The organism is Terrisporobacter othiniensis, from assembly GCF_000808015.1.
Classification (GTDB): Bacteria; Bacillota; Clostridia; order Peptostreptococcales; family Peptostreptococcaceae; genus Terrisporobacter; species Terrisporobacter muris.
The window spans coordinates 1-21208 of record NZ_JWHR01000071.1; the positions used below are offsets into that span (position 1 = coordinate 1).

A 21208-nucleotide genomic window follows, 5' to 3' on the forward strand; every position below is an offset into this window, starting at 1 on the left:
AATCCAGCATCTTCAAATATCTGTCTAGGTGTTTTCCCTATTTCATATTCAGCAATAAAATGTAATTTAAATTCATTAGTATATGTAATTCCTTTTTCAGTTATGTTCTTAACATATTTATTTATAGATAATTTCTTAATTTCTTCACTTGAAAATATTCTTTCACTCATAATAATTCAACTTCTTTATAACTATTTTACATAAAAATAAATCCTATACAAGTAGACACATTTTTTTCTCGTGTCCACTGTATAGGATCCACTTTAAAAGTATTAGTTTTTTTTAATTAAACTTTAAATAATGTATATAAGTAAGGTTAAGTAATAATTATAATACGTATATAATATAATTATGTTCTATTTAATTTGAAAAATTAAGTAATAAAAAATTAAAAAGGAGGATGAAAATGTTTGATTTTAAGGGAGCCATATTTGATTTAGATGGAACTTTAATTGATTCTATGAGCGTTTGGGAAGAAATCGATAGAAAATTTTTAAAAAATCGAAACATACCTATTCCATCTGACTATATAGAAAAAATAAACTCTATGAGCTTTAAAGAGGTGGCGAAGTATACAATAGAAAGATTTAATTTAAAGGAAAGTGAAGAAGAGCTCATAAGAGAATGGAATGAAATGGCCATATATGAATATTCTAATAAAATTAAATTAAAGCCAAATGTAAAAGAATACTTAGAAAAACTAAAAAAGAATAATATAAAAATAGGCTTAGCAACTTCATCACCTAAATACCTTTATGAACCAGTATTAAAGAATAATCATATATATGAGTATTTTGATGCATTGAATTCTTTGGAAGATGTAAAACGTGATAAAAATTATCCAGATATATATTTATTGGTTGCAGAAAATTTAAAACTTAGTCCACAAGAATGTGCTGGTTTTGAGGATATATTAGTAGGAATAAATACTATGAAAAAAGCAGATTTTAAGGTTATAGGTGTATATGATAAATATTCAGACTCTGATATAGAGGAAATAAAAAAAATAAGTGATAAATTTATATATGATTTTAAGGAACTAGTATAATAAATTTGTTTTAATAATAAAAAACAAGGTATATGTTAATATATACCTTGTTTTTTGTTAATTTATAAAAAAGTTTTTATCTATTTTGAAGCAACTAAGAATAATCTTTCATAATTAAATAAAACAGAACCATTAGGTCTTGGGAAGTACACATTTTTAAGTTTAATGTAGAAGTTATTTTTAAAGTTTGAAATTATTTCTTCATCAGGGAAAGCATCAAAATAAGGAACTAAAGTTGTACTTTCATACCATTTTAAGATATCATCAAGGCTATCCATGGCATGAGTATAAGTAGTAGACCAAATATAGATACTTTCTGGATTAAACAATGAAGATAAGACATCATAGTAATACTCAGTAGATTTAGTATTAAATCTTAAACTTTTATTATCAAGGTATTGCTTATATTTTTTTACATGTTCTAATTCATACAATGCTTGTTGAGCTCTCACTTCATCAACCAAAGGTAATTGTATTGCAAGGACCCCTTTATCTTCAAGTGAGTTATATAAAGATTTTATTAAGTTTTCATGATCAGGAATACGTTGGATAGCAGCGTTAGAAAATATGATATCAAATTTACCTAAAGAAGATAAGTCATCAGCTGCATCTTGTAGAATAAATCTAGTATCATCATATAAACTTCTTGCTTTTTCAATCATAGCTTTAGAATTATCGATACCTATTATTTCTGCATTAGGCCATCTTTTCTTAAGTTCATGAGTACTATTACCTGATCCACATCCAACATCAAGTATTTTTTTCGGATTTACTACGTCTATTCTTGATATTAAGTCCTTAGCTGGTAGTGTTCTTTCTTTTTCAAATTTTAAATAAAGATCTGGATTCCAATCTAACATTTAAAGACCCCCTTTTAATGGAATTATTGTAATAATTCTTATAATTAGAAAATAGCATGTTATGTGAAGGAATGCAAGAGAAATATGGAAAACTTCAATTTTCATAAAAAGAAAAAAATAATATGAATATATTTAGAATAGAATTATATTACACATGACAATAATGTAATAAAATCTTAATATTATTATTTTATAATTATGTTGTATACTTATAATATAAAAAACAAAAAATTGGGAGATAACTATGGATAATAAAAAAAAGAAAACTTTCCTAAGATATGTATTTTTACTATGTTTAATGGTAATAACTATATATCTAGTTTTAAAAAGTTTAGACATAAGTATGTTGTCTAGTGTTATTGCTATGGTAAAAAAGGAGTATTTATTAGTTGGAGGAGTAGTAATTTTGCTTTATATTATTCTTGAGGGGATAATATTGCAAATAATAATTAATGAACAACATAAATTGAAGAGTTCATTTGTAGGTTTTAAACTAGCTATAATGGGGTTTTATTATAACTTAGTAACTCCATTTGCATCTGGTAGTCAACCTATTCAAATATATGTACTAAGTAAATATAAAGTGCCACTAAGTAAGGCAACGGGAATAATAACTAATAAAACTATACTTTATCAAGTAGTAATTACAATTTATTGCACAATATTCATTTTTATGAATGCAAATAAATTAAAGTATGATTTGAGAACTGTTATGCCTTTTGTGATGTTAGGGTTGGCAGTAAATTTGTTTACATTTATAATCGGATTTTTAGCAATTATAAATACATCAAAAATAAAGGAAATAGGTCACAAAGTTGTAAGATATTTATTAAAATTTAAATTATTTAAATTTTTAGAATCTAAGGAAGAAAAAATAGATTCATTTATAGAAGAATATACAGAGTCTATTAAATTTTTTATGAAAAATAAAAAATTACTTATTATTACTGTAAGCCTAACTATAATACAGATATCTTGTTATTTTAGTGTTGCTTATTGGATATATAAAGCATTTAACTTAAACGGACATAGCTTTATTTATTTAATGACTCTACAAGTATATTTATATATGGCTATATCACCAATACCAACTCCGGGGAATATTGGAGCTAATGAGTTAGCTTTCTTTACTATATTTAAGCGAGTATTCCCACAAACATTGCTAGGATATGCTGTATTCTTATATGGTGGATTTATGTATTATTTAATATTAATATTAAGTGGAATTTTCACTATATACTCACACTATAGAATGGATAAAAAAATGGAATCTGGTAAAATTAGCGTAGAAGCTACATAAAATAGGAGGAACAATGTCATTTGAAAAATTAAACCAAAGTTCAATAAGCAATATTCATGATAGAAGTTGCATAATTATAGTTAATTTTAATAAAAAAGAATCAAGCATGATTAAAAATATAGGAAGATTAGTAGGAATAAAAGATTGTATTTTTGTAGATAGTAAAAATGGAAAAACTACTATAAAAGATATACTGAACGATAATATGTCTGATGACAATGAAGAAGTTTGGACAAATAAAGCCATAATTTTTAATAATATTGCTCAATTAAAAATTAATGGATTCTTAGACAGTTTAAAGAAAATGAAAATTACTAGACCTATGAGTGCAGTGGTGACAGATACAACTATAGACTGGACTTTAAATAAATTAGTTTACAATTTAATCCAAGAAAGAAAGGCTTTAAAGTCGGGTCAAACTTTAAATCACTAAATGTTGAAATAACATAATCGTCATTAAAATGGACAAAATAAATGTAACAAACAAATATTAATTATAATTTAATTTGTATTTATTTGTTCACATAGATCAATCCTTCAAAAATATTTTTGAAGGATTTTTTAATTGTGTTATAAAGGTGATTTTTTTTAATGTGTAGAATATATTATAAAGGTACAGAAATTTTTAGTTCAGTTGAAAGGAGATGGATTGCTATTAAAGTATTATTTACACTTAAGTTTAGTGAAGAAGAATTTGATAGAATAAGGGATTTAGGATATGAGGTTACCTTTAATAGTGAAGGTAAAAAATCTACTTTAGATAAAATGACAGATGAAGAGTTAGAATCTATAGATATATTAGTAACTTATAATTCATTTGAAAAATTAGATATCTCAAAAATGAAAAATTTAAAGTACATACAGTTAGGCAGTACAGGATTTGATCAGGTTCCAATAGATAAAATTATGGATAGAAATATTATTTTATGTAATAACAAAGGTGGATATAGCATTCCTATTGCAGAATGGATTGTATCTACAGTTTTGCAAATATATAAAAATACTAAAGCGTTTTATAATAAGCAATATAAAAAACGATGGACATGTGACTATAGTGTTTCTGAAATTTATGGGAAAAAAATTGGTTTTTTAGGAACTGGAACTATAGCATTGGAAGGTGCAAAGCGATTAAAAGCTTTTGGTGTAGAAATATGGGGATGTAATACAGATGGTAGAAGTGTAAAATATTTTGATAAATGTTTTTCAACATCAGATATGGATGAAGTATTTATAAATTGCGATATAGTAATAAGTACTATTCCGTCAACGAAACAAACATATAAACTTATTGATAAATCAAAGTTTAAACTTATGAAAGAAGGATCATCATTTGTTAATGTTGGAAGAGGAAAAATTGTAGATGAAGATGATTTAATAGAATATGCTCATAAGCTTAGAGGCATAGCTCTAGATGTTTTTCAAGAAGAGCCTTTATGTGAAGATAGTAAGTTATGGGACTTGGATAATATAATAATAACACCTCATAATTCATGGGTATCAGAGCAAAACTCTTTAAGAAGTTTTAATTTGTTTTATAATAATTTGAAAAAGTTTACTTCTAATAAAGAACCAGATAATAAAGTTGAAATAGAAAAAGGATATTAATAAAAATAAAGCATCTTTAAGGGTGCTTTATTTTTATTGATATCCTTTAAAATAAATAATTACAATATCGACACTAATTAGAAATTGAACTATTATTAAGGTGACAAAAAGTTACAAATAGTTCTGAAAATATTATTAGGAGGGAATGTATGGGGAAAGATTTTAAAAGGATATTAAGTAGTTTAATAATAGCGTGTATATTAATTTTTGAGTTAGGTACTCCTAGATGGCGAGTGAAATGGAAAGTGATATTGTTGAAGAAGGATACTATACTTTAGAAAACGTTTATAGCAGAAAAAATTTAAATGTATCTAGTGAAAAATTTACTAATTATACAAATATTAATATTTATATTGGAATTTGTTCTAATGCACCAATAACTATTTTTGATGAGACGACCATAGGGTTAGATGCAGTTAATAGACAAGAGTTTTATAACATATTATTAGAATCTTATATGAATAAAAACAGAACTATTATTATCTCAACTCATTTAATAAATGAAGTAGAAGAGCTTTTAGAAAAAGTAATAATGATTGCAGATAGAAAAATAAAAGTAAATGATTACATAGATGAATTAAAAGAAAGATCTTATTATATAAGTGGAAAAAGAGAAGATTTAAATAAATTATCAATCTTACCAGAAATGATTTTAGTAAAAGTTTTTGGAAATAACAAAATGTGTGCTTATTATGGAGATTTGAATGATGAAGATTTAAGTATAATAGAAAACTCAGACATAGAGTTAGATAAAATGAGTCTCCAAGATTTATTTATAAACATGAATAAAAAAGAGGAGGCTTTATATGAGAAATAATCCGTATTTTAATTTTATAAAAAGAGATTCTTTACAAATGATATTAATACTTTCAATTATAATACTTATAAATCAAGGACTTACAGCTGTATCTAATATATATATGGCGTTGGAACCAGGTTTTGATAGAACTATAAATATGTATAGTCAAGCAACTGCTTTTAGCAGTATGTTTTGCTTTATTGCTGGTATTATGTTTATATTAAGGAATTTTTCTGGTGCCATTAGTATAAAAGGAGACAGAAAAAATTTATTAAAGGCTTTTGCTGTATGGGCTATAATAATGTCTTCATTTATGGTTGTATTTTCAACCACTTTAGAAGTTGGCTTAAAAATATTAACAGAAGTAATTACACATAAAGAAGTAACTTTAATTGGTGATATCCCTATGCGGATACAAATAGCTGATATGGAAATGAAAAATCCAGATATAATTTTTATGTGGTTTATAAAAGCTATATTTAGTAGGTTTATAAGTGGTTTAATGTTATTTTCACTGGGATATATGCTAGGAGCAATAGGATATAGATTAAAGAAAAGAACGAACATTTTAGTATTTGTTGTAATACCAGTTGTATTAATAGGATTTTTAGTAAATTCAGCCCTTAGAATTGATGAATTCATAATAAACATGGTAGTAGCAATTTGTAATATTATAGTTTATCTTGTTGAAAATCCGGGACTAATAATACTAATTAGTTTGATTTGTATAGGCGTATTCTCGCTAATAGGTACAAAATTATTAATAAAAGCGCCAACAAAAGAATATTCAAATGATTTATTATAAATATTAAAATTCAATTAGAAGACTTATTATGTTAAGTCTTTTATTTTTTTACAATAAATGTATTTAAAAACTCTATTTATTATTATTTACTATTTAAAAGTTCAATGTGAAATATGATTAACCCAAATACTATTTATATAATTGATAGATTATAATTTAATTAAAGAAATTATTAGTATAAATATTTTTTAGGGGTGGGGACATGAATGATGAAATGTTAAAACAACAGCTGAGTATCCAAAAAATAAAACTAATAGAAAAGTATTCCCTTACTTGTTCTGAGGATATGATATGGGAATTTAAGCATGACAAATATCATACAGTTAAATATTTCTCTCATAAATTTGCTCAAAAGGAGTCTATACTAGCATTATTATTTTATATAAATAGACTATGCTATGCAAAAATTAAGTATTTCGATAAAAATATAGAGAAATACGAGCCATATAAGTATGTATTTTTAAAAGGTCTTTGTAAGTGTGAAATGTATGATATGGAGTTTTTGATGCATAAGCCTAGTGGTAGCATGATTGATATTAGAAATTTAAAGAAAATAAAAAGTATAGATGAATTTAAAGAATTTTGCTCTATTTTAGAAAGGTTAGAAGGATAGCTTAGATTGTAAAAAATATATTTTTAAACTGTGGAAATCGTAACATATGTTACGGTTTCTTTTTGTTATCAAGATTATAATGTGCATGTAAGATAAACATTAAAAATATTGGAGGAATAACAATGGAAAATAAAATGTTTTGTTATCAATGGCGATAATTAATCTAGCAGTTTTATAAATACAATATTAATTATGAATTAAATCCTAAATTATATTATATTAATAAATCTAGCTATTTCTATATACTTTAATTAGCATTATATTAATTATTATTAACTAAAAAAGACCTAAGTCTAAGCTTAAGTCTTTTTTATAAACATAATTAGAATAGTAGTAATAATCCAACTATCATTGCTGATAATGAGCTTACTAAAAATCCGCCTATCATTCCTTTAAATGCTATATCTGATATTTCTCCTCTTCTTTTCGGGCAAAATATTGATACACCTGATATACATATACCTATACTCGATATATTTGCAAATCCTGCTAATGCTATTGCCATAATAATTCCTGTTCTGTAATCAACTGAACCTATTATTTGCCCTAAGTCACCGAAAGCAACAAACTCATTTAATACCATCTTTGAACCTAATAATTGTCCCGCAGTTAACACATGGTCTGGATTTATTCCCATTAAGTATGCTAAAGGTGCAAATACATAAGATAATATTTGTTGTAATGATAATCCTACTATTCCTAAAGCACCATTAACTAATGCAACTAATCCAGTTATAGCTATAAGTGAGGCTCCTATACCAATTGCTAATTGTACACCGTTTGAAGCACCTTCAGATATAGCTGACATTATGTTTGTGTGTCCACCTTTTCTGTCCATAACAACATCTTCTATTAATACTTCTTTGTTAGTTTCTGGTATTAATAATTTAGAAACTATTATACTACTTAATGGAACTAATGCTCCTGCTATTAATAAGTATTCCATTGGTATTCCCATACCAACATATCCCATTAATACTGACGCAGCCATACTTCCCATACCTGATATTAGTAATAATAGAAGTTCACTTCTAGTCATTGAATGTAAATATCTACTTACAAGTATTGGTGATTCTGTTTGTGATAAGAACATATTAGCAACGGCAACAAAACTTTCAACTTTACTAGTTCCAAATAATTTTTGTATTGCTCCACCTATTAACTTAACTACGAAGTTTATTACTCCTAGATAGTATAATGCTCCAACTAAAGCTGCTGTGAAAACTATATTTGCAAGTACTGATATTGCAAATATGTATCCTGTACTTTCATCTGTTAATGAACCAAATACGAAAGACACTCCTTCAAATCCATAATTTAATACATTAGTTACAAAATCTGATACTGCTTTTATTATATTTTGCCCTAATGGGAATTTAACTAATAAAAATGCAAGTACAAATTGAACTAATAATGCTTTTGCTATAAGCTTTTTATCAACCTTATCTTTATTTTCAGAGAAAAGATATAATCCACCTATAACAACAATAATTCCTATGATGTTTAATAATAATGTCATGATAATCTCCTTTACAATAATTTTATAATTTACAATTTGTTATCTTTGATATAATATCAAATAGAAAAGTCAACATATTATGACATATGTCATGATTTTGTATGTTTTTTTATCAAGGAGAAAATAATGTTTAGAATAGATGATAATAAAAAGTTAAATTACTATGTTAATAAATATAAAATAAATGAAATATTTTCAAATAATATGCTTCCTCATATGGAGATACATCATTTCAAGAAAAATGAATATATTTGCTTATCTGGAGAAGATGTAAGATATTTATATTTCTTTGTAGAAGGAAAATCAAAAGTATATATTACAACACCTAATGGAAAATCTCTTTTAATAAGATTTTACTCACCAGTTCAAATAGTTGGCGAAATAGAAATATTAAACAAAAGTACAATTGAATGTAATATACAAGCAATAAAAGAGTGTACATGTATAGCAATCCCAAGAAAAGAAATAGAAGAAAAATGTTTAAAAGATCCAAAATTTTTATACTATATATCTACACATTTGTCATTAAAACTATCAAGCGCATCACTATCAAGTTCAGTAAATATGCTTTATCCTTTAGAAAATAGATTAGCAAGTTATATACTAGCAACTTATACAAATGAATATAGTAATAGTACAGAAAACCTAACACAAATATCAGAATTTTTAGGATCAAGTTATAGACATTTATTAAGGGTATTAAATAAGCTTGAATCAGAAGGTATTATAAAAAGAAATAATAAAAAATTGATAATATTAGATAAAGATAGATTAGAGGAGTTAGCAGGAGACTTATATCAATAAAATTAGCTAAAGAAAAAATAATTTTATTTTTGTTTTGATATTTTTTTAGATAAATAATTTCGTATATTCCTATCATTTTGATTCGTAATATGTAACAATTGCTTACTTTATTAGTCATAAACATTTTGGAATAATTTACTAATATTTTTTATGTTTTTAAAACAGTGTAACATATGTTACAGAAATTGTTTCTAGATAGATATATAATGTATACAGAAAATAAACATTATATTGGGAGGAATAATTATGGAAAATAAAATGTTTTGCTATCAATGTCAAGAAACAGCAGGGTGTACAGGATGTACTAAGTTTGGCGTATGCGGTAAATCACCAGATTTAGCTAAAATTCAAGACTTATTAATATATACAACAAAAGGATTATCAGAAGTTACAACTAGACTTAGAGGTGAAGGAAAAGAAGTTAGTGGTGAAGTAAATCACTTAATAACTATAAATCTGTTTACTACAATAACTAATGCTAACTTTGATGATACAATATTCTATGATAGAGTAAAAACTACTTTAGATATAAAAGCTGACTTATTAGCAAAATTAGAAAATAAAGAAAGTCTAAGTAAAGCTGCTTTATGGACTGCTTCTACTAAAGAAGAAATGGATGCAAAAGCTCCAACTGTTGGTGTATTAGCGACAGAAAATGAAGATGTAAGAAGTTTAAGAGAATTAATAATATATGGAATCAAAGGTTTATCAGCATATATGAAGCATGCAAATGCTTTAGGATATGATGATGAAGCTATAAATGCATTTATGCAATCAACATTAGCAAAAACTTTAGACAATACTTTGAGTGCTGATGATTTAGTTGCTTTAACTTTAGAAACAGGTAAGGTAGGGGTAGATGGAATGGCTTTGCTTGATAGTGCAAATACTGGAACTTATGGACATCCAGAGATAACTAAAGTTAATATAGGAGTAAGAAATAATCCAGGTATTCTAGTATCAGGACATGATCTAAAAGACTTAGAATTATTATTACAACAAACAGAGGGAACTGGTGTGGACGTTTATACTCACTCTGAAATGTTACCAGCTCACTATTATCCAGCATTCAAAAAATATTCTCATTTTGCAGGAAACTACGGAAATGCTTGGTGGAAACAAAAAGAAGAATTTGAATCTTTCAATGGACCAATATTAATGACTACAAACTGTATAGTACCACCAAAAGATAGTTACAAAGATAGAATATTCACTACTGGTGCAGCAGGATTTGTAGGAGTTAAACATATAAAAGGAGAAAGTGAAGACAATAAAGATTTCTCTCAAATAATAGAACTTGCAAAAACTTGTGAACCACCAACTGAAATAGAAACTGGTGAAATAGTAGGAGGGTTTGCTCATAATCAAGTATTTGCTTTAGCTGATGCTGTAGTAGATGCAGTTAAATCAGGAGCAATCAAGAAATTCTTCGTAATGGCAGGATGTGACGGAAGAGCTAAATCAAGAAATTACTATACTGAATTTGCTGAGGCACTACCAAAAGATACAGTAATATTAACAGCAGGTTGTGCAAAATACAAATACAACAAATTAAACCTTGGAGATATAAATGGAATACCAAGAGTTTTAGATGCAGGACAATGTAATGACTCTTACTCATTAGCTTTAATAGCATTAAAATTAAAAGAAGTATTTGAATTACAAGATATAAACGAATTACCTATAGCTTTCAATATAGCTTGGTATGAGCAAAAAGCTGTAATAGTATTATTATCATTACTATACTTAGGAGTAAAAAACATACACCTAGGACCAACACTTCCAGCTTTCTTATCACCAAATGTGGCTAAAGTTCTGGTTGAAAACTTTGGAATAGGCGGAATAACAAACGTAGAAGACGATATAAAAATGTTCATGGAACAATAATAATATAATTAAAATCCCCATTCAAACTAGTCAAAGTTTGGGTGGGGATTTTTTAGTATTGGATTGAGTAAAAATAACCACCTCTAGAAATCTAAAGGTGGTTATTATAGATAAAATATTTTTAATTTACATTAACAATTTTTAAACTAACCACATTGTAAATCCAAATATCTGTCCTATACCTGCTCCAACTATACCTATTACTAATAATAAAGCTATACAAGTAACTGGTTTCCAGTTTTTCTTCTTAAGTAATACGAATAGCATTAAAGTTAAGCCTAAAGGAATTATATTAGGTAAAATACCATCTAAGATATTTTGGATAACTATAGGAGATTCACCGTTAGGTATTTCTATAGCTAATTTAGTTGCACCGTAGTTAGAAGTTAAAGCACCAACTATGAATACACCTAATAAAGAAGCAGAACGAGTGAACTCTTTAGCATTCTTAGTTAATATATCTATAGCCTTAGAACCTAAGTTATAAGACCAGTACATCAACCAATATCTTAATCCAAACTGAACAATATTGAATATCAATAAGAATAAGATTGGACCAAGTAAAGATCCACCAATAGCCATATTAGCAGTTATACCAGCAGTTATTGGAACCAATGTGAACCAGAATATAGCATCACCTATACCACCTAAAGGTCCCATGGCAGCAACACGGACAGCTCTAATAGTTTGAGTATCTGCCTTTTGTTGCTCTAAAGAAAGTATTATACCCATAACGAAAGTTACTAAGAATGGATGAGTATTAAAGAAATCAAGGTTATGTTTCATAGACTTAGATAAGTCTTCTTTATTAGTATGGATTTTTTCTAATCCAGGTAATATACCATATAACCATCCAGCAGCTTGCATTCTTTCATAGTTGAATGAAGCTTGTAGGAATAGTGAACGCCAAACCATTTTATTTAAAGTTTTTTTGTCAAGGTCTTTGGCTGGAGTTAAATCATTATATTGAGTTGAATTAAATTCCATCTTCATCATCTCCTCCCCCTACTGGTGCATATGCAGTAGCAGTTTTCATTTTTACGTTATTTTGGAAGTCGTAAACAGCAACAGCTATTCCTATGAATGCTATTATTAATAGAGCTGAACCACTTAAACTTTCTACACTACCTACTATTGTAGCTAAAGCAAAACCAGCAAAGTAAATTCCCCAAAGTTCTTTAGATAACATTATACGAAGAAGTATTGCAAAACCTACATAACGCATCATTCCACCAGCAGCACTAAGTCCATTCATGAACCAAGCAAATTGCTCAGATAAAGCAGTTAATGTAGCACCAGCAGCACTACCACCTATTAATCCTATAACAACTATTACTGCAAATGATAATCCTAAAGCTCCCATTGCTAAGAAGTTAAGCTTAACGATACCGCTTGGATTAGCTTCATCAGCATATTTGTCAGCCTTAGACATTAATGGAGCCATTATTGTAAATACGAAAGTAACAAAGTATTGTCCGATTAATGCAAATGGAACTGCTAAACCAACAGCAGCAGCAGGTTCCAATTTAGAAGATACGGCAAATACTACCGCCATAATTCCACCTATAACTGCGTTTGGAGGTTGTGCTCCTCCTACTGGCATGTTACCAATTGTCATTAATTGATAAGTACCACCTACAACAAGTCCTGTTTGTAAATCACCAAGTATAGCACCAATAACAGCACCAGATACGATTGGTTGGTATAATGACTCTAAGAAACTAAATTGGTCGATACCAGCAATGAATGCAAATATAGCAACCAATAGAATCTGAATAATATTAAAATCCATGTTCAAAATCCCCTTTCGTGATTATTTAAAAAGTTTTTCTAGATTTTCAGCACCTTCTGTAGGAACTCTTCTTATTTCAAGTTCTACACCAAGTTCTCTTAGTTTTCTGAATGCTTCGACATCCTTATCATCTACAGCTACAGATCCAACGACTTGACGTTTACCTTCAGCCATATGCATGTTTCCAATATTAACTTTCTTTATTGGAACTCCCCCCTCAACAAGCTTTAAAACATCTGTAGGATTTTCACAAACGATGAATATAAACTGTTTAGCACTAGCTTTGTGTATAGTACTAATAGTTTTTTCAAGTGTCCAGTAACGTGTAGAAGCGTAACTTGGAGCAGCCATGTCCATTAGACCTTGTCTAAGCTTATCACCTGCTACATTATCATTTGCAACTAGAATTAAGTTAGCACCAATAGATCCACACCATTGAGTAGCAACTTGACCATGAATTAATCTGTTATCAATCCTTGTTAAAACAATGTTTGGCATAGTATTCCCTCCTTATAATTTATTGATAATGTTTTAAAAGAAATTAATTATTTAATATAATTATAGAGTGTATATAATTTACAATCTTTAGAAATTTTGGTTTTCTATTTGTATTTTTTAACAAAACGTTTTCCGAAAGTTAAAAATTAAACAAATATAGTATGAAAGGGAAGTATAAATTATTATGCGTTTGAAACTGACAATCGTTTGAAATTGACAATGACCTGAAATATAGTAGAATATAACTATAAATAATTTTTAATGTTAAAATAAGTAAAGGTTAATATATGTAAGTTGAGGGAAACTTTATAGGGGGGAGTGACTGAAGTGAATAATAAAACAACTAGCTCTCAGTTTGGTAAATATGGATCAGTTTATGAAGAGTTTAAAGAAGTAGATAGGGAAAATTTAATATCTAGAAAGATTGTTACTAGTGACACTGTAATATCAAGTCTATATAATTTTTTAGAACCTGTGTATATTGAACTCGTAGAAGGAATGGCATATATATTGATAAGTGATAGTAAGAATGGTGAGTTTAAATTATTTGGAATACATAGAAATTTAGAGATTAAACCAAATATGTATTTTAATATAATTCCAATGGTTGATAATGTAACATTTAATTTAATAATTCCTAAAAACTATAATTTAAAATTAGAATTTTTAGATTCACCATATGTATATAACAAAATACAATCTACTATAAACATACCTGAAATAATAGCATGCTATTATAGTATAAAAAGTCCAAACTACAAATTTAAAGGGGAAAGTCATAATGTATATGAGTTAACATTTGTTGATAATGGTAATTTAGATACAACTGTTGATGGCGTGGAATATAGTTTAGAACCATATGACCTAATTATTTATGGAAAGAATAAATTTCATACTCAACAGGTAAATAGTGACTCATCTTGTTCTTATTTAACTATAATATTTGAGATGGAGTGTGAAAATGATAATCTCATTTGTAATAGAGTTTTCCATTGTAGAAAAGAGCTATATAAAGTGTTGAAGAACTTTTCGAAAAATTTATCTTGTGATATACCATATTCAAAGAATCTAGTTTTAAGCAATTTGCATGAGATAATTATTCGGTTATTCCAATATGATTATTTAGATTCAGAGGAAAATAAGTTACCTAAAGAGTCATATCAATACTTTCAAAATCAGTTATTAGAAAATATACTATCTTATATAGATAATATGGTTTGTGAACCTATTACAATAGAAGATATTTGCAATAAATTTGCTATATCTAGATCTTCATTGCAAACATTATTTAAGAACAATTTAAATACAACGCCTAAAAAATATGTAAGTGAATTAAAATTAGCTAAAAGTAAACTTTTAATAAAAGAAAATAAATATACAATTAGTGAAATTGCATTTATGCTAGGTTTTAGTTCCATACATTACTTTTCGAGGGCATTTACACAACATTTTGATATAAGCCCTAGTGAATACTCTCAAACGGTTTTTAAATAATAATAGATATTTATATAAAGCACCTAAATAATTAAAAATTTAGGTGCTTTATTATTAAGCTATAATAAGTTTTGCGAGTTTATATTGTAAATATTATTAAGCTATACTTTGGATAGCATATCTAGATACTGAAATAACAACATTTTTAGCAACTTCAACTTCTACGATATCACCTTTAACTCTAGTTATTTTTCCGTAAACAGCGCCACAGAACATAACTTTCATCCCAGGTTTTAATTCTAAATGAAGGTCTTTCAGTTCAGTAGTTTTCTTTTTAATATTTTTCGATGAGATAAATATTAAAATTAATGCTGCAATTCCTAATAATACAGCTATAGTTATACACGTCCAAGTAACAACTTCCCAATTTATCATAATTAAATACCATCCTCACAATCTTCTTCATCATGTTCTATAAGTTCAAATTTTATGATACCATTTTTACCTACTTCCAAAGCTGTTTCTGCTAATGCAGATAAATCATCAATAAAATCTTTTGCCATAGAAACTTCAAGAATCATAGCAAGATTAGTTCCTCCTATTACTTCCAAAGGTGTTTCAACCTCAGCTTTTAACTCAACTAAAGTTTTAAATGGTGAACCTCCTGTTAAATCAGTTAAGGCTAAAATACTATTACAATTATTTAAATTGTTTATAGAGTTCATATACTTTTCTTTTAAAGTTTCTGTGGAGTCTGTTTCAATAAAATCTACATATTCTACATTAGCTGGATTCCCAGCAATTAAATTTAAAGATGAGCGTAATCCAGTTGCAAAATTTCCGTGACCGCTAATTATTATTCCTATCATATCTAGTAAACCCCTTTTCCATAAGTCTTAATATATTTTTAAGTTATAAATTTCAACCGTCTATTTTGAGAAATATCGTTGCATAAAATTGTATGTTGACCACACAGTGGCTTAAAGTGGTAACGAAGTCCTCTCGTTTGTAACATGAGTGAAGCAAATTTTTATTTGCAATTATATTTATACAATGTAACACCTTCGACAACACGATTAACTTCACCAGATGGACAAGGATTGTCAGGTGTTAATTTCATTGATAAAGATTTTAAAACTGAAAGTGCTTGAGCAAATGTTATATAAGCAAGCCCTAACTCTATGTTATTTGGATTAATTTCAGTATTATAGAAAACAGTATAATCAGCTAATTCACTTAACTCAGTAGAAGGCTTATCAGATACAACAACTAGCTTATTCTTCTTTCTTTGAGAGCTTATTTCCTTTATCAAATCTAATTCATATTTATAAGTGTACTCATCATTACTTACGTAGACAACTGTTAAAGTAGAATCATCTATAATTGATTTTGGTCCATGTCTAAAACCAAGTGGAGTATCAAACACTGCAACTGTATTTCCTGCTGTTAATTCAAGCATTTTTAAAGATGATTCTTGTGAGATACCTTTTAAAGTATTGCTACCTAGATAAACTATTCTTTCAAAATTATACTCGTTAACTATCTTTTCAACTACTTCAAATCCCTTATCTAAGAAGTTTTGAGTAGATGAACATATATCAGAGATTATTGTTGACTTTTCATCTAACTTATCAAGGTTAAAGCAAAGATATGCAGCTAAGTACATATTAGTAAAGCTTGATGTCATAGCAAATGATTTATCGTGAGTTTCTTCAGTAAGATTTATAGCATAGCAATTATCTAATTTATCGGCTATCTTAGAAAGTGAACCCTCATTGTTACAAGTTATGAATAAATGATATAGGTTATCACACACTTCATTAGCAGCTTCAACAGCTCCAATTGACTCAGGTGAATTTCCAGAACGTCCAAAACTTATTAATAATGTTGGCTTAGTTTTAGATAAATAATTTTCAGGTGTAGCAACTATATCAGTTGTAGCGTAAGACTTAACCTTATAATTAAGGCCCTTATTTAATTGTGAATATAGTGAATTACCGATGAATTCGCTAGTACCAGCACCTGTTAGTATTATATCGAAATCATCATGCTTAATAATATTATTTATAAATTCTCCTATAGAATCCTTATTATCTTTAATTTGAGTTAAAGTTTTTAACCAAGTTTTTGGTTGCTGATATATTTCTTGTAAAGTAAAAGATGACTTAGTATCTTTCATTTGATTTTCAGTAATATTAAAAATACTCATAAAATTCATATCCTCCATTTTAATTTATATATAGATCTAGTTAAATATCTGTTAATCTTAATTATAGTAAAGAGCAATATAAACACAATGGGTGTGTTAAAAGATATAATATTTATGTTAAAAAGTGCAAATATTATCCCAAAAATCTTATGTATAATGAAGATATCTTATAAAGTATGGAGGGAGAATATGTTAATTCAAAGTAAGAGAGTTTGGATTGCAGATCAATTTATTTCAGCGCAAATTGAAATTGATGATAATAAAATAATAAATATTTATAAATATAATGAAAAAGATGATGCTTATGATTATGGTAATAAAAGGATACTTCCAGGATTTATTGATATTCACTGTCATGGAGCTTATGGATTTGATACAAATGATGCTAATGAAGAAGGATTAAGAAATTGGACAAAAAAAATACCTTGTGAAGGTGTCACTGCACTACTACCAACTACTATAACTCAAAGTAGAGAAGTTTTAACTAATGCTCTAGCTAATGTTGCAAAAGTAGTTGAAGAGGGATACCAAGGGGCAGAAATATTGGGAGTACACTTTGAAGGTCCTTATTTAGATATGAAATATAAAGGAGCACAACCACAAGAGTTTATAGCAAAGCCTACTATTGAAGAATTTAAAGCATATCAAAAAGCAGCAAAAGGATTAATAAAATATATTACTATAGCAACAGAAGTAGATGAAGAATATGAATTAACTAAATATTTGTATGAAAATGGTGTTGTCGTAAGTATAGGACATTCAGCATCTACTTATGAAGAAGCTGTATATGCATTTGCTAACGGAGCTAGATCTCAAACTCATGTTTATAATGGAATGACAGCTTTCAATCATAGAGAAAATGGATTAGTGGGATTTAGTTTAAGGGTAAATGAAATGTATGGTGAAATTATTTGTGATGGAAATCATTCTACACCAGCGGCGTTATATAATTTCTTCCATGCTAAAGGTCCGTATCATGGAATTATGGTTACGGATGCATTAATGGCAAAAGGATATGAGCCAGGTTCAAAGTTCGTTTTTGGTGGAAATGAAATAGAAATATATGAAGATGGTAGTGCTCATTTAGTTGAAACGAAGGGGCTAGCTGGTTCAACATTAAGAATGAATCAAGGTTTAAAAATACTAGTAGAAGATGCGATGGTACCATTTGATTATGCTATTAATTCATGTACTATAAATCCAGCAAGATGTCTAGGAATAGATAATCGTAAGGGTAGAATTGGCGTGGGATATGATAGTGATTTAGTAGTTCTTAATGATGATTATTCAGTACATCAAACTTACTGTTTAGGAAAGGAAATGCTTTAATGAAGAAAAAGGATATAAACCTAGCTGGTACAAATATTTATTTAAATAGAGCTGGAAATACAGTTTATTATAATGTTTTTGATAAAAAAGGATATATTGTAGGACATAAAATAGAGCAAAAATTTAGGTTATTTTACTATAGGTATTTTATTGTAATTGCTTTATTAGTCTTGCTAGGTGATTATTTTAAAACTTTTGGAAATACACTTTTGGTTGGTGCTGTAGCAGTTGTTATAACGGAAATTTATTTTAGAAAGGTATTTTTAAAAAAATTAAAATCCATTAACGATTTTAAAAGGGAACGAAAAGTATCTAAAATAGAAATGATTATCAAGAGTGAAGAAAAAGAAAAAACTATAATGAAAATATGTGCTTATATAGTTTTAAGCGTATTAATAGTTATAAATGCAATACAACAAAATTATAATTCAGCCTTTATGATTTTGAGTATATTAGCTGCGGTATATGCAGTTTATTCAGCTGTAATTAATGGTGTGGCGATTAGCAAAATGAATGGTAAATAAGAACTATAATTTATAAATAACATAAAATTATATATACAAAGAGGGGAAAATTTATTATGGAATTAGTTACAACAAAAAGTATTTTAAAGAAGGCTCAAGAAGGAAAATATGCAATAGGGGCCTTTAATGTTGAGAATATGGAAATGGTAATGGCAGTTATAAGTGCAGCAGAGGAGATGAATGCACCTGTAATTATGCAAACTACACCATCAACAGTTAAATATGCAAGTCTTGATTACTTTTTAGCAAATGTAAGAGTTGCAGCAAGCCATGCTAAGGTTCCTGTAGTTATGCATTTAGATCATGGTTCAAGTTTTGAGCTTGCAGCTCAAGCATTTAGAGCAGGGTATACTTCGATTATGATAGATGGATCTCATAGCAGTTTTGAAGAAAATATAAAAATATCTAAAGCAGTTGTAGATATGTGTAAACCAGCAGGTATTGCTGTTGAAGCTGAACTTGGAAAAGTTGGTGGAAAAGAAGATGATTTAGATGGTGGAGAAGGAGGATTTACAGATCCACAAGAAGCAAAAGAGTTTGTTGAAAGAACAGGAGTTGATTCACTAGCAGTAGCAATAGGAACAGCCCATGGTATGTATAAAGGTGAACCTAAATTAGATTTAGATAGATTATCACAAATAAAAGAAGTTGTATCAATACCTCTTGTATTACATGGTGGATCAGGAATCCCTGATTCTAAAGTACAAGAATCTATTGAAATAGGAATATGTAAAGTAAATTATGCTACAGAACTTAGAATAGCATTTACAAATGGAGTTAACAAATATTTAAGTGAAAATAAGGATGCAATAGATCCTAAGAAATATAATAAGGCTGGTATGGAAGAAGTTAAGGCGTTTGTAAAAGAAAAGATAAAAGTTTGTGGTTGTGAAAATAAAGCTTAGTATAATTACCCCTGAGAAGATAATTTAATTTATTTTCTTGGGGGTAATTAATTTTATATTTTAAGATTATAGGAATGTATATTTAATTTAACCCTTATAGTTTATTTTTCTTTATTAAAAAATTATATATAAGATTATATTTTTTTATTTTGGAGACACTCTAAATAAGTAAAAGTTTTTAGGGGGTATTCGTTATGAAAAGAATATTTTTAGTTGATACAGAAAATGTGAATATTACTGCTTTAAGTAGTGCAAATAAATTAAATGAAGAAGATATAATAATACTGTTTGTAACAGAGAGAACAAATTTATTTCAATTTGGAAGAGATAAATTAAAATGTTTAAATACAAAATCAAATATCTTGAAAATAGATGTTACTACAGGAGTAAAGAATAGTCTAGATTTTCAGTTAGTATCTTATTTAGGCCTTATAATAGGTCAGCATAGATATGAAGCTAATAATTATTACATAGTAAGTAAAGATAGAGGTTTTTTAAGTTCTATAAATCTTTTAGAGAATTGTACAGATCATAAAATTCAACTTATAAATAGTATTTCAGAATTATTTGAAGAAGAAGATGAAGTAGATAATATGATAGATAAATTTATAGAAAAAGGATTTAGAGCTAAAACAGCAATAAAAATGACATTGATATTAGCGGGATCAAAATCTTTATTAGATGCCCAAGATAGATTTCTTATAGAGTTTGGTGGAAATTTTACAATACTGTATAGATGTATAGATATTTTAGAAGATTATTACAATGAAAAATCTAATATTAATGAAACTGCATAAACGATGAATAAATTATATTAGGAGATAAAAAATGAACGCTAAAGATGAATTATTAAAATCACTTTTCCCACAAATCATTAATCATTTTGCAAGTTTAAAAAATATATCTTTAGAAGAAAGTAGAGATATATTTTTTAAATCTACTACTTATGCAAAACTTTGTGGTGAAAACGACTTCTACTCAAAAGGAATTGATTACATAGTAAATGAACTTGAAAATGAATATTTAACATTTAGTTAAATAAAAAACAAGTGTAGGTTAAACTGAACTGCACCCTTCATGTGGAACAATATAAAACAACCTAGGCTACCTTTTTCTTGTATTTTACAGGAGAAAGGTAGTTTAATTTTGCCTGTATTCTTTCTTTGTTATAATAATCTATATATTGAGATACAATTTCAATCACCATTTTACTTGATAAATTCTTTAATCCTTGAGAATAGAATGCTTCTGTCTTCAATGATGAAAAGAAACTTTCC

General features: G+C 27.6%; 25 protein-coding genes. 15 read left to right on the plus strand and 10 right to left on the minus strand.

Annotated elements, in window-relative coordinates; all coding sequences use genetic code 11:
- On the minus strand, positions 1–170 hold a 170-nt coding region (locus tag QX51_RS21170), incomplete at its 3' end, for an HTH domain-containing protein (RefSeq protein WP_039679338.1).
- Between the two features lie 236 nt (positions 171–406).
- Here QX51_RS21170 and QX51_RS07745 point away from each other — a divergent pair.
- Entirely contained in the window at positions 407–1048 is a 642-nt protein-coding gene (locus tag QX51_RS07745) for an HAD family hydrolase (RefSeq protein ID WP_039679339.1), read from the plus strand.
- An 80-nt stretch (positions 1049–1128) separates the two neighbouring features.
- Here the strand turns inward: QX51_RS07745 and QX51_RS07750 are convergent, their stop codons facing one another.
- Positions 1129–1908 (minus strand): methyltransferase domain-containing protein, encoded by a 780-nt coding sequence (locus tag QX51_RS07750; protein ID WP_039679340.1) that lies wholly within the window; start codon positions 1906–1908, stop codon positions 1129–1131.
- A gap of 244 nt (positions 1909–2152) precedes the next feature.
- Here QX51_RS07750 and QX51_RS07755 point away from each other — a divergent pair, with 244 nt between their 5' ends.
- The 6 genes from QX51_RS07755 to QX51_RS07780 all read left to right on the plus strand — a co-directional run bounded on the left by QX51_RS07755 (position 2153) and on the right by QX51_RS07780 (position 7030).
- Positions 2153–3208, plus strand: a complete 1056-nt coding sequence (locus QX51_RS07755; RefSeq protein ID WP_039679341.1) for a lysylphosphatidylglycerol synthase transmembrane domain-containing protein — start codon at positions 2153–2155, stop codon at positions 3206–3208.
- Between the two features lie 13 nt (positions 3209–3221).
- The gene (locus QX51_RS07760; RefSeq protein ID WP_039679342.1) at positions 3222–3641 is read left to right on the plus strand and encodes a DUF3783 domain-containing protein; all 420 of its coding nucleotides are present in this window, start codon (positions 3222–3224) and stop codon (positions 3639–3641) included.
- 158 nt (positions 3642–3799) lie between these two features.
- Entirely contained in the window at positions 3800–4813 is a 1014-nt protein-coding gene (locus QX51_RS07765; protein ID WP_079764836.1) for a phosphoglycerate dehydrogenase, read from the plus strand.
- 238 nt (positions 4814–5051) lie between these two features.
- A complete protein-coding gene (locus tag QX51_RS07770) occupies positions 5052–5630 on the plus strand; it encodes an ATP-binding cassette domain-containing protein (RefSeq protein WP_039679343.1) in 579 nt (192 codons plus the stop codon).
- Positions 5620–6417, plus strand: coding sequence for a hypothetical protein (locus QX51_RS07775; protein ID WP_039679344.1), 798 nt, complete (start codon positions 5620–5622; stop codon positions 6415–6417). The genes QX51_RS07770 and QX51_RS07775 overlap by 11 nt, the downstream gene beginning before the upstream one ends.
- Positions 6418–6619: 202 nt before the next feature.
- Positions 6620–7030 (plus strand): hypothetical protein, encoded by a 411-nt coding sequence (locus QX51_RS07780; RefSeq protein ID WP_039679345.1) that lies wholly within the window; start codon positions 6620–6622, stop codon positions 7028–7030.
- 322 nt (positions 7031–7352) lie between these two features.
- Here QX51_RS07780 and QX51_RS07785 read toward each other — a convergent pair whose 3' ends face one another.
- Positions 7353–8549, minus strand: coding sequence for a NupC/NupG family nucleoside CNT transporter (locus QX51_RS07785; RefSeq protein WP_039679346.1), 1197 nt, complete (start codon positions 8547–8549; stop codon positions 7353–7355).
- A gap of 126 nt (positions 8550–8675) precedes the next feature.
- On the opposite strand from QX51_RS07785, the gene yeiL reads away from it, so the two are divergent.
- The gene (gene yeiL / locus QX51_RS07790; RefSeq protein ID WP_039679347.1) at positions 8676–9353 is read left to right on the plus strand and encodes a transcriptional regulator YeiL; all 678 of its coding nucleotides are present in this window, start codon (positions 8676–8678) and stop codon (positions 9351–9353) included.
- A 246-nt stretch (positions 9354–9599) separates the two neighbouring features.
- Entirely contained in the window at positions 9600–11240 is a 1641-nt protein-coding gene (gene hcp, locus QX51_RS07795) for a hydroxylamine reductase (protein WP_039679348.1), read from the plus strand.
- Between the two features lie 141 nt (positions 11241–11381).
- Here the strand turns inward: hcp and QX51_RS07800 are convergent, their stop codons facing one another.
- The 3 genes from QX51_RS07800 to agaV are packed head-to-tail and all read right to left on the minus strand — an operon-like array spanning position 11382 to position 13530.
- Positions 11382–12236 carry a PTS system mannose/fructose/sorbose family transporter subunit IID gene (locus QX51_RS07800; RefSeq protein WP_330376052.1) on the minus strand — a complete coding sequence of 285 codons (855 nt, stop codon included), beginning with the start codon at positions 12234–12236 and terminating at the stop codon, positions 11382–11384.
- The gene (locus QX51_RS07805) at positions 12217–13032 is read right to left on the minus strand and encodes a PTS mannose/fructose/sorbose/N-acetylgalactosamine transporter subunit IIC (RefSeq protein ID WP_039679349.1); all 816 of its coding nucleotides are present in this window, start codon (positions 13030–13032) and stop codon (positions 12217–12219) included. The genes QX51_RS07800 and QX51_RS07805 overlap by 20 nt, the downstream gene beginning before the upstream one ends.
- A gap of 21 nt (positions 13033–13053) precedes the next feature.
- Positions 13054–13530 carry a PTS N-acetylgalactosamine transporter subunit IIB gene (agaV, locus tag QX51_RS07810; RefSeq protein WP_039679350.1) on the minus strand — a complete coding sequence of 159 codons (477 nt, stop codon included), beginning with the start codon at positions 13528–13530 and terminating at the stop codon, positions 13054–13056.
- A gap of 327 nt (positions 13531–13857) precedes the next feature.
- Between agaV and QX51_RS07815 the strand changes: the two genes are divergently transcribed.
- On the plus strand, positions 13858–15024 hold the full coding sequence (locus QX51_RS07815; protein ID WP_039679351.1) for an AraC family transcriptional regulator: 1167 nt from the start codon (positions 13858–13860) through the stop codon (positions 15022–15024).
- Between the two features lie 96 nt (positions 15025–15120).
- Here QX51_RS07815 and yajC read toward each other — a convergent pair whose 3' ends face one another.
- From yajC to QX51_RS07830, 3 genes are all read right to left on the minus strand, one after another.
- Complete coding sequence (yajC, locus tag QX51_RS07820) at positions 15121–15399, minus strand: preprotein translocase subunit YajC (RefSeq protein WP_052232954.1); 279 nt, start codon at positions 15397–15399, stop codon at positions 15121–15123.
- Between the two features lie 2 nt (positions 15400–15401).
- Entirely contained in the window at positions 15402–15833 is a 432-nt protein-coding gene (agaF, locus tag QX51_RS07825) for a PTS galactosamine/N-acetylgalactosamine transporter subunit IIA (protein ID WP_039679353.1), read from the minus strand.
- Between the two features lie 161 nt (positions 15834–15994).
- Positions 15995–17173, minus strand: coding sequence for an SIS domain-containing protein (locus QX51_RS07830; RefSeq protein ID WP_052232955.1), 1179 nt, complete (start codon positions 17171–17173; stop codon positions 15995–15997).
- Between the two features lie 189 nt (positions 17174–17362).
- Between QX51_RS07830 and nagA the strand changes: the two genes are divergently transcribed.
- The 5 genes from nagA to QX51_RS07855 all read left to right on the plus strand — a co-directional run bounded on the left by nagA (position 17363) and on the right by QX51_RS07855 (position 20969).
- Positions 17363–18502 carry an N-acetylglucosamine-6-phosphate deacetylase gene (nagA, locus tag QX51_RS07835; protein ID WP_039679354.1) on the plus strand — a complete coding sequence of 380 codons (1140 nt, stop codon included), beginning with the start codon at positions 17363–17365 and terminating at the stop codon, positions 18500–18502.
- Positions 18502–19026, plus strand: a complete 525-nt coding sequence (locus tag QX51_RS07840) for a hypothetical protein (RefSeq protein WP_039679355.1) — start codon at positions 18502–18504, stop codon at positions 19024–19026. The genes nagA and QX51_RS07840 overlap by 1 nt, the downstream gene beginning before the upstream one ends.
- A gap of 56 nt (positions 19027–19082) precedes the next feature.
- A complete protein-coding gene (fba, locus tag QX51_RS07845; RefSeq protein ID WP_039679356.1) occupies positions 19083–19931 on the plus strand; it encodes a class II fructose-1,6-bisphosphate aldolase in 849 nt (282 codons plus the stop codon).
- 194 nt (positions 19932–20125) lie between these two features.
- Positions 20126–20728, plus strand: coding sequence for a PIN domain-containing protein (locus tag QX51_RS07850; RefSeq protein ID WP_039679357.1), 603 nt, complete (start codon positions 20126–20128; stop codon positions 20726–20728).
- A 31-nt stretch (positions 20729–20759) separates the two neighbouring features.
- Positions 20760–20969, plus strand: a complete 210-nt coding sequence (locus QX51_RS07855) for a hypothetical protein (protein WP_039679358.1) — start codon at positions 20760–20762, stop codon at positions 20967–20969.
- Positions 20970–21030: 61 nt separating this feature from the next.
- Here the strand turns inward: QX51_RS07855 and QX51_RS21790 are convergent.
- Positions 21031–21208: IS3 family transposase (locus QX51_RS21790; protein ID WP_152607204.1), on the minus strand; the 178-nt coding region annotated here is incomplete at its 5' end.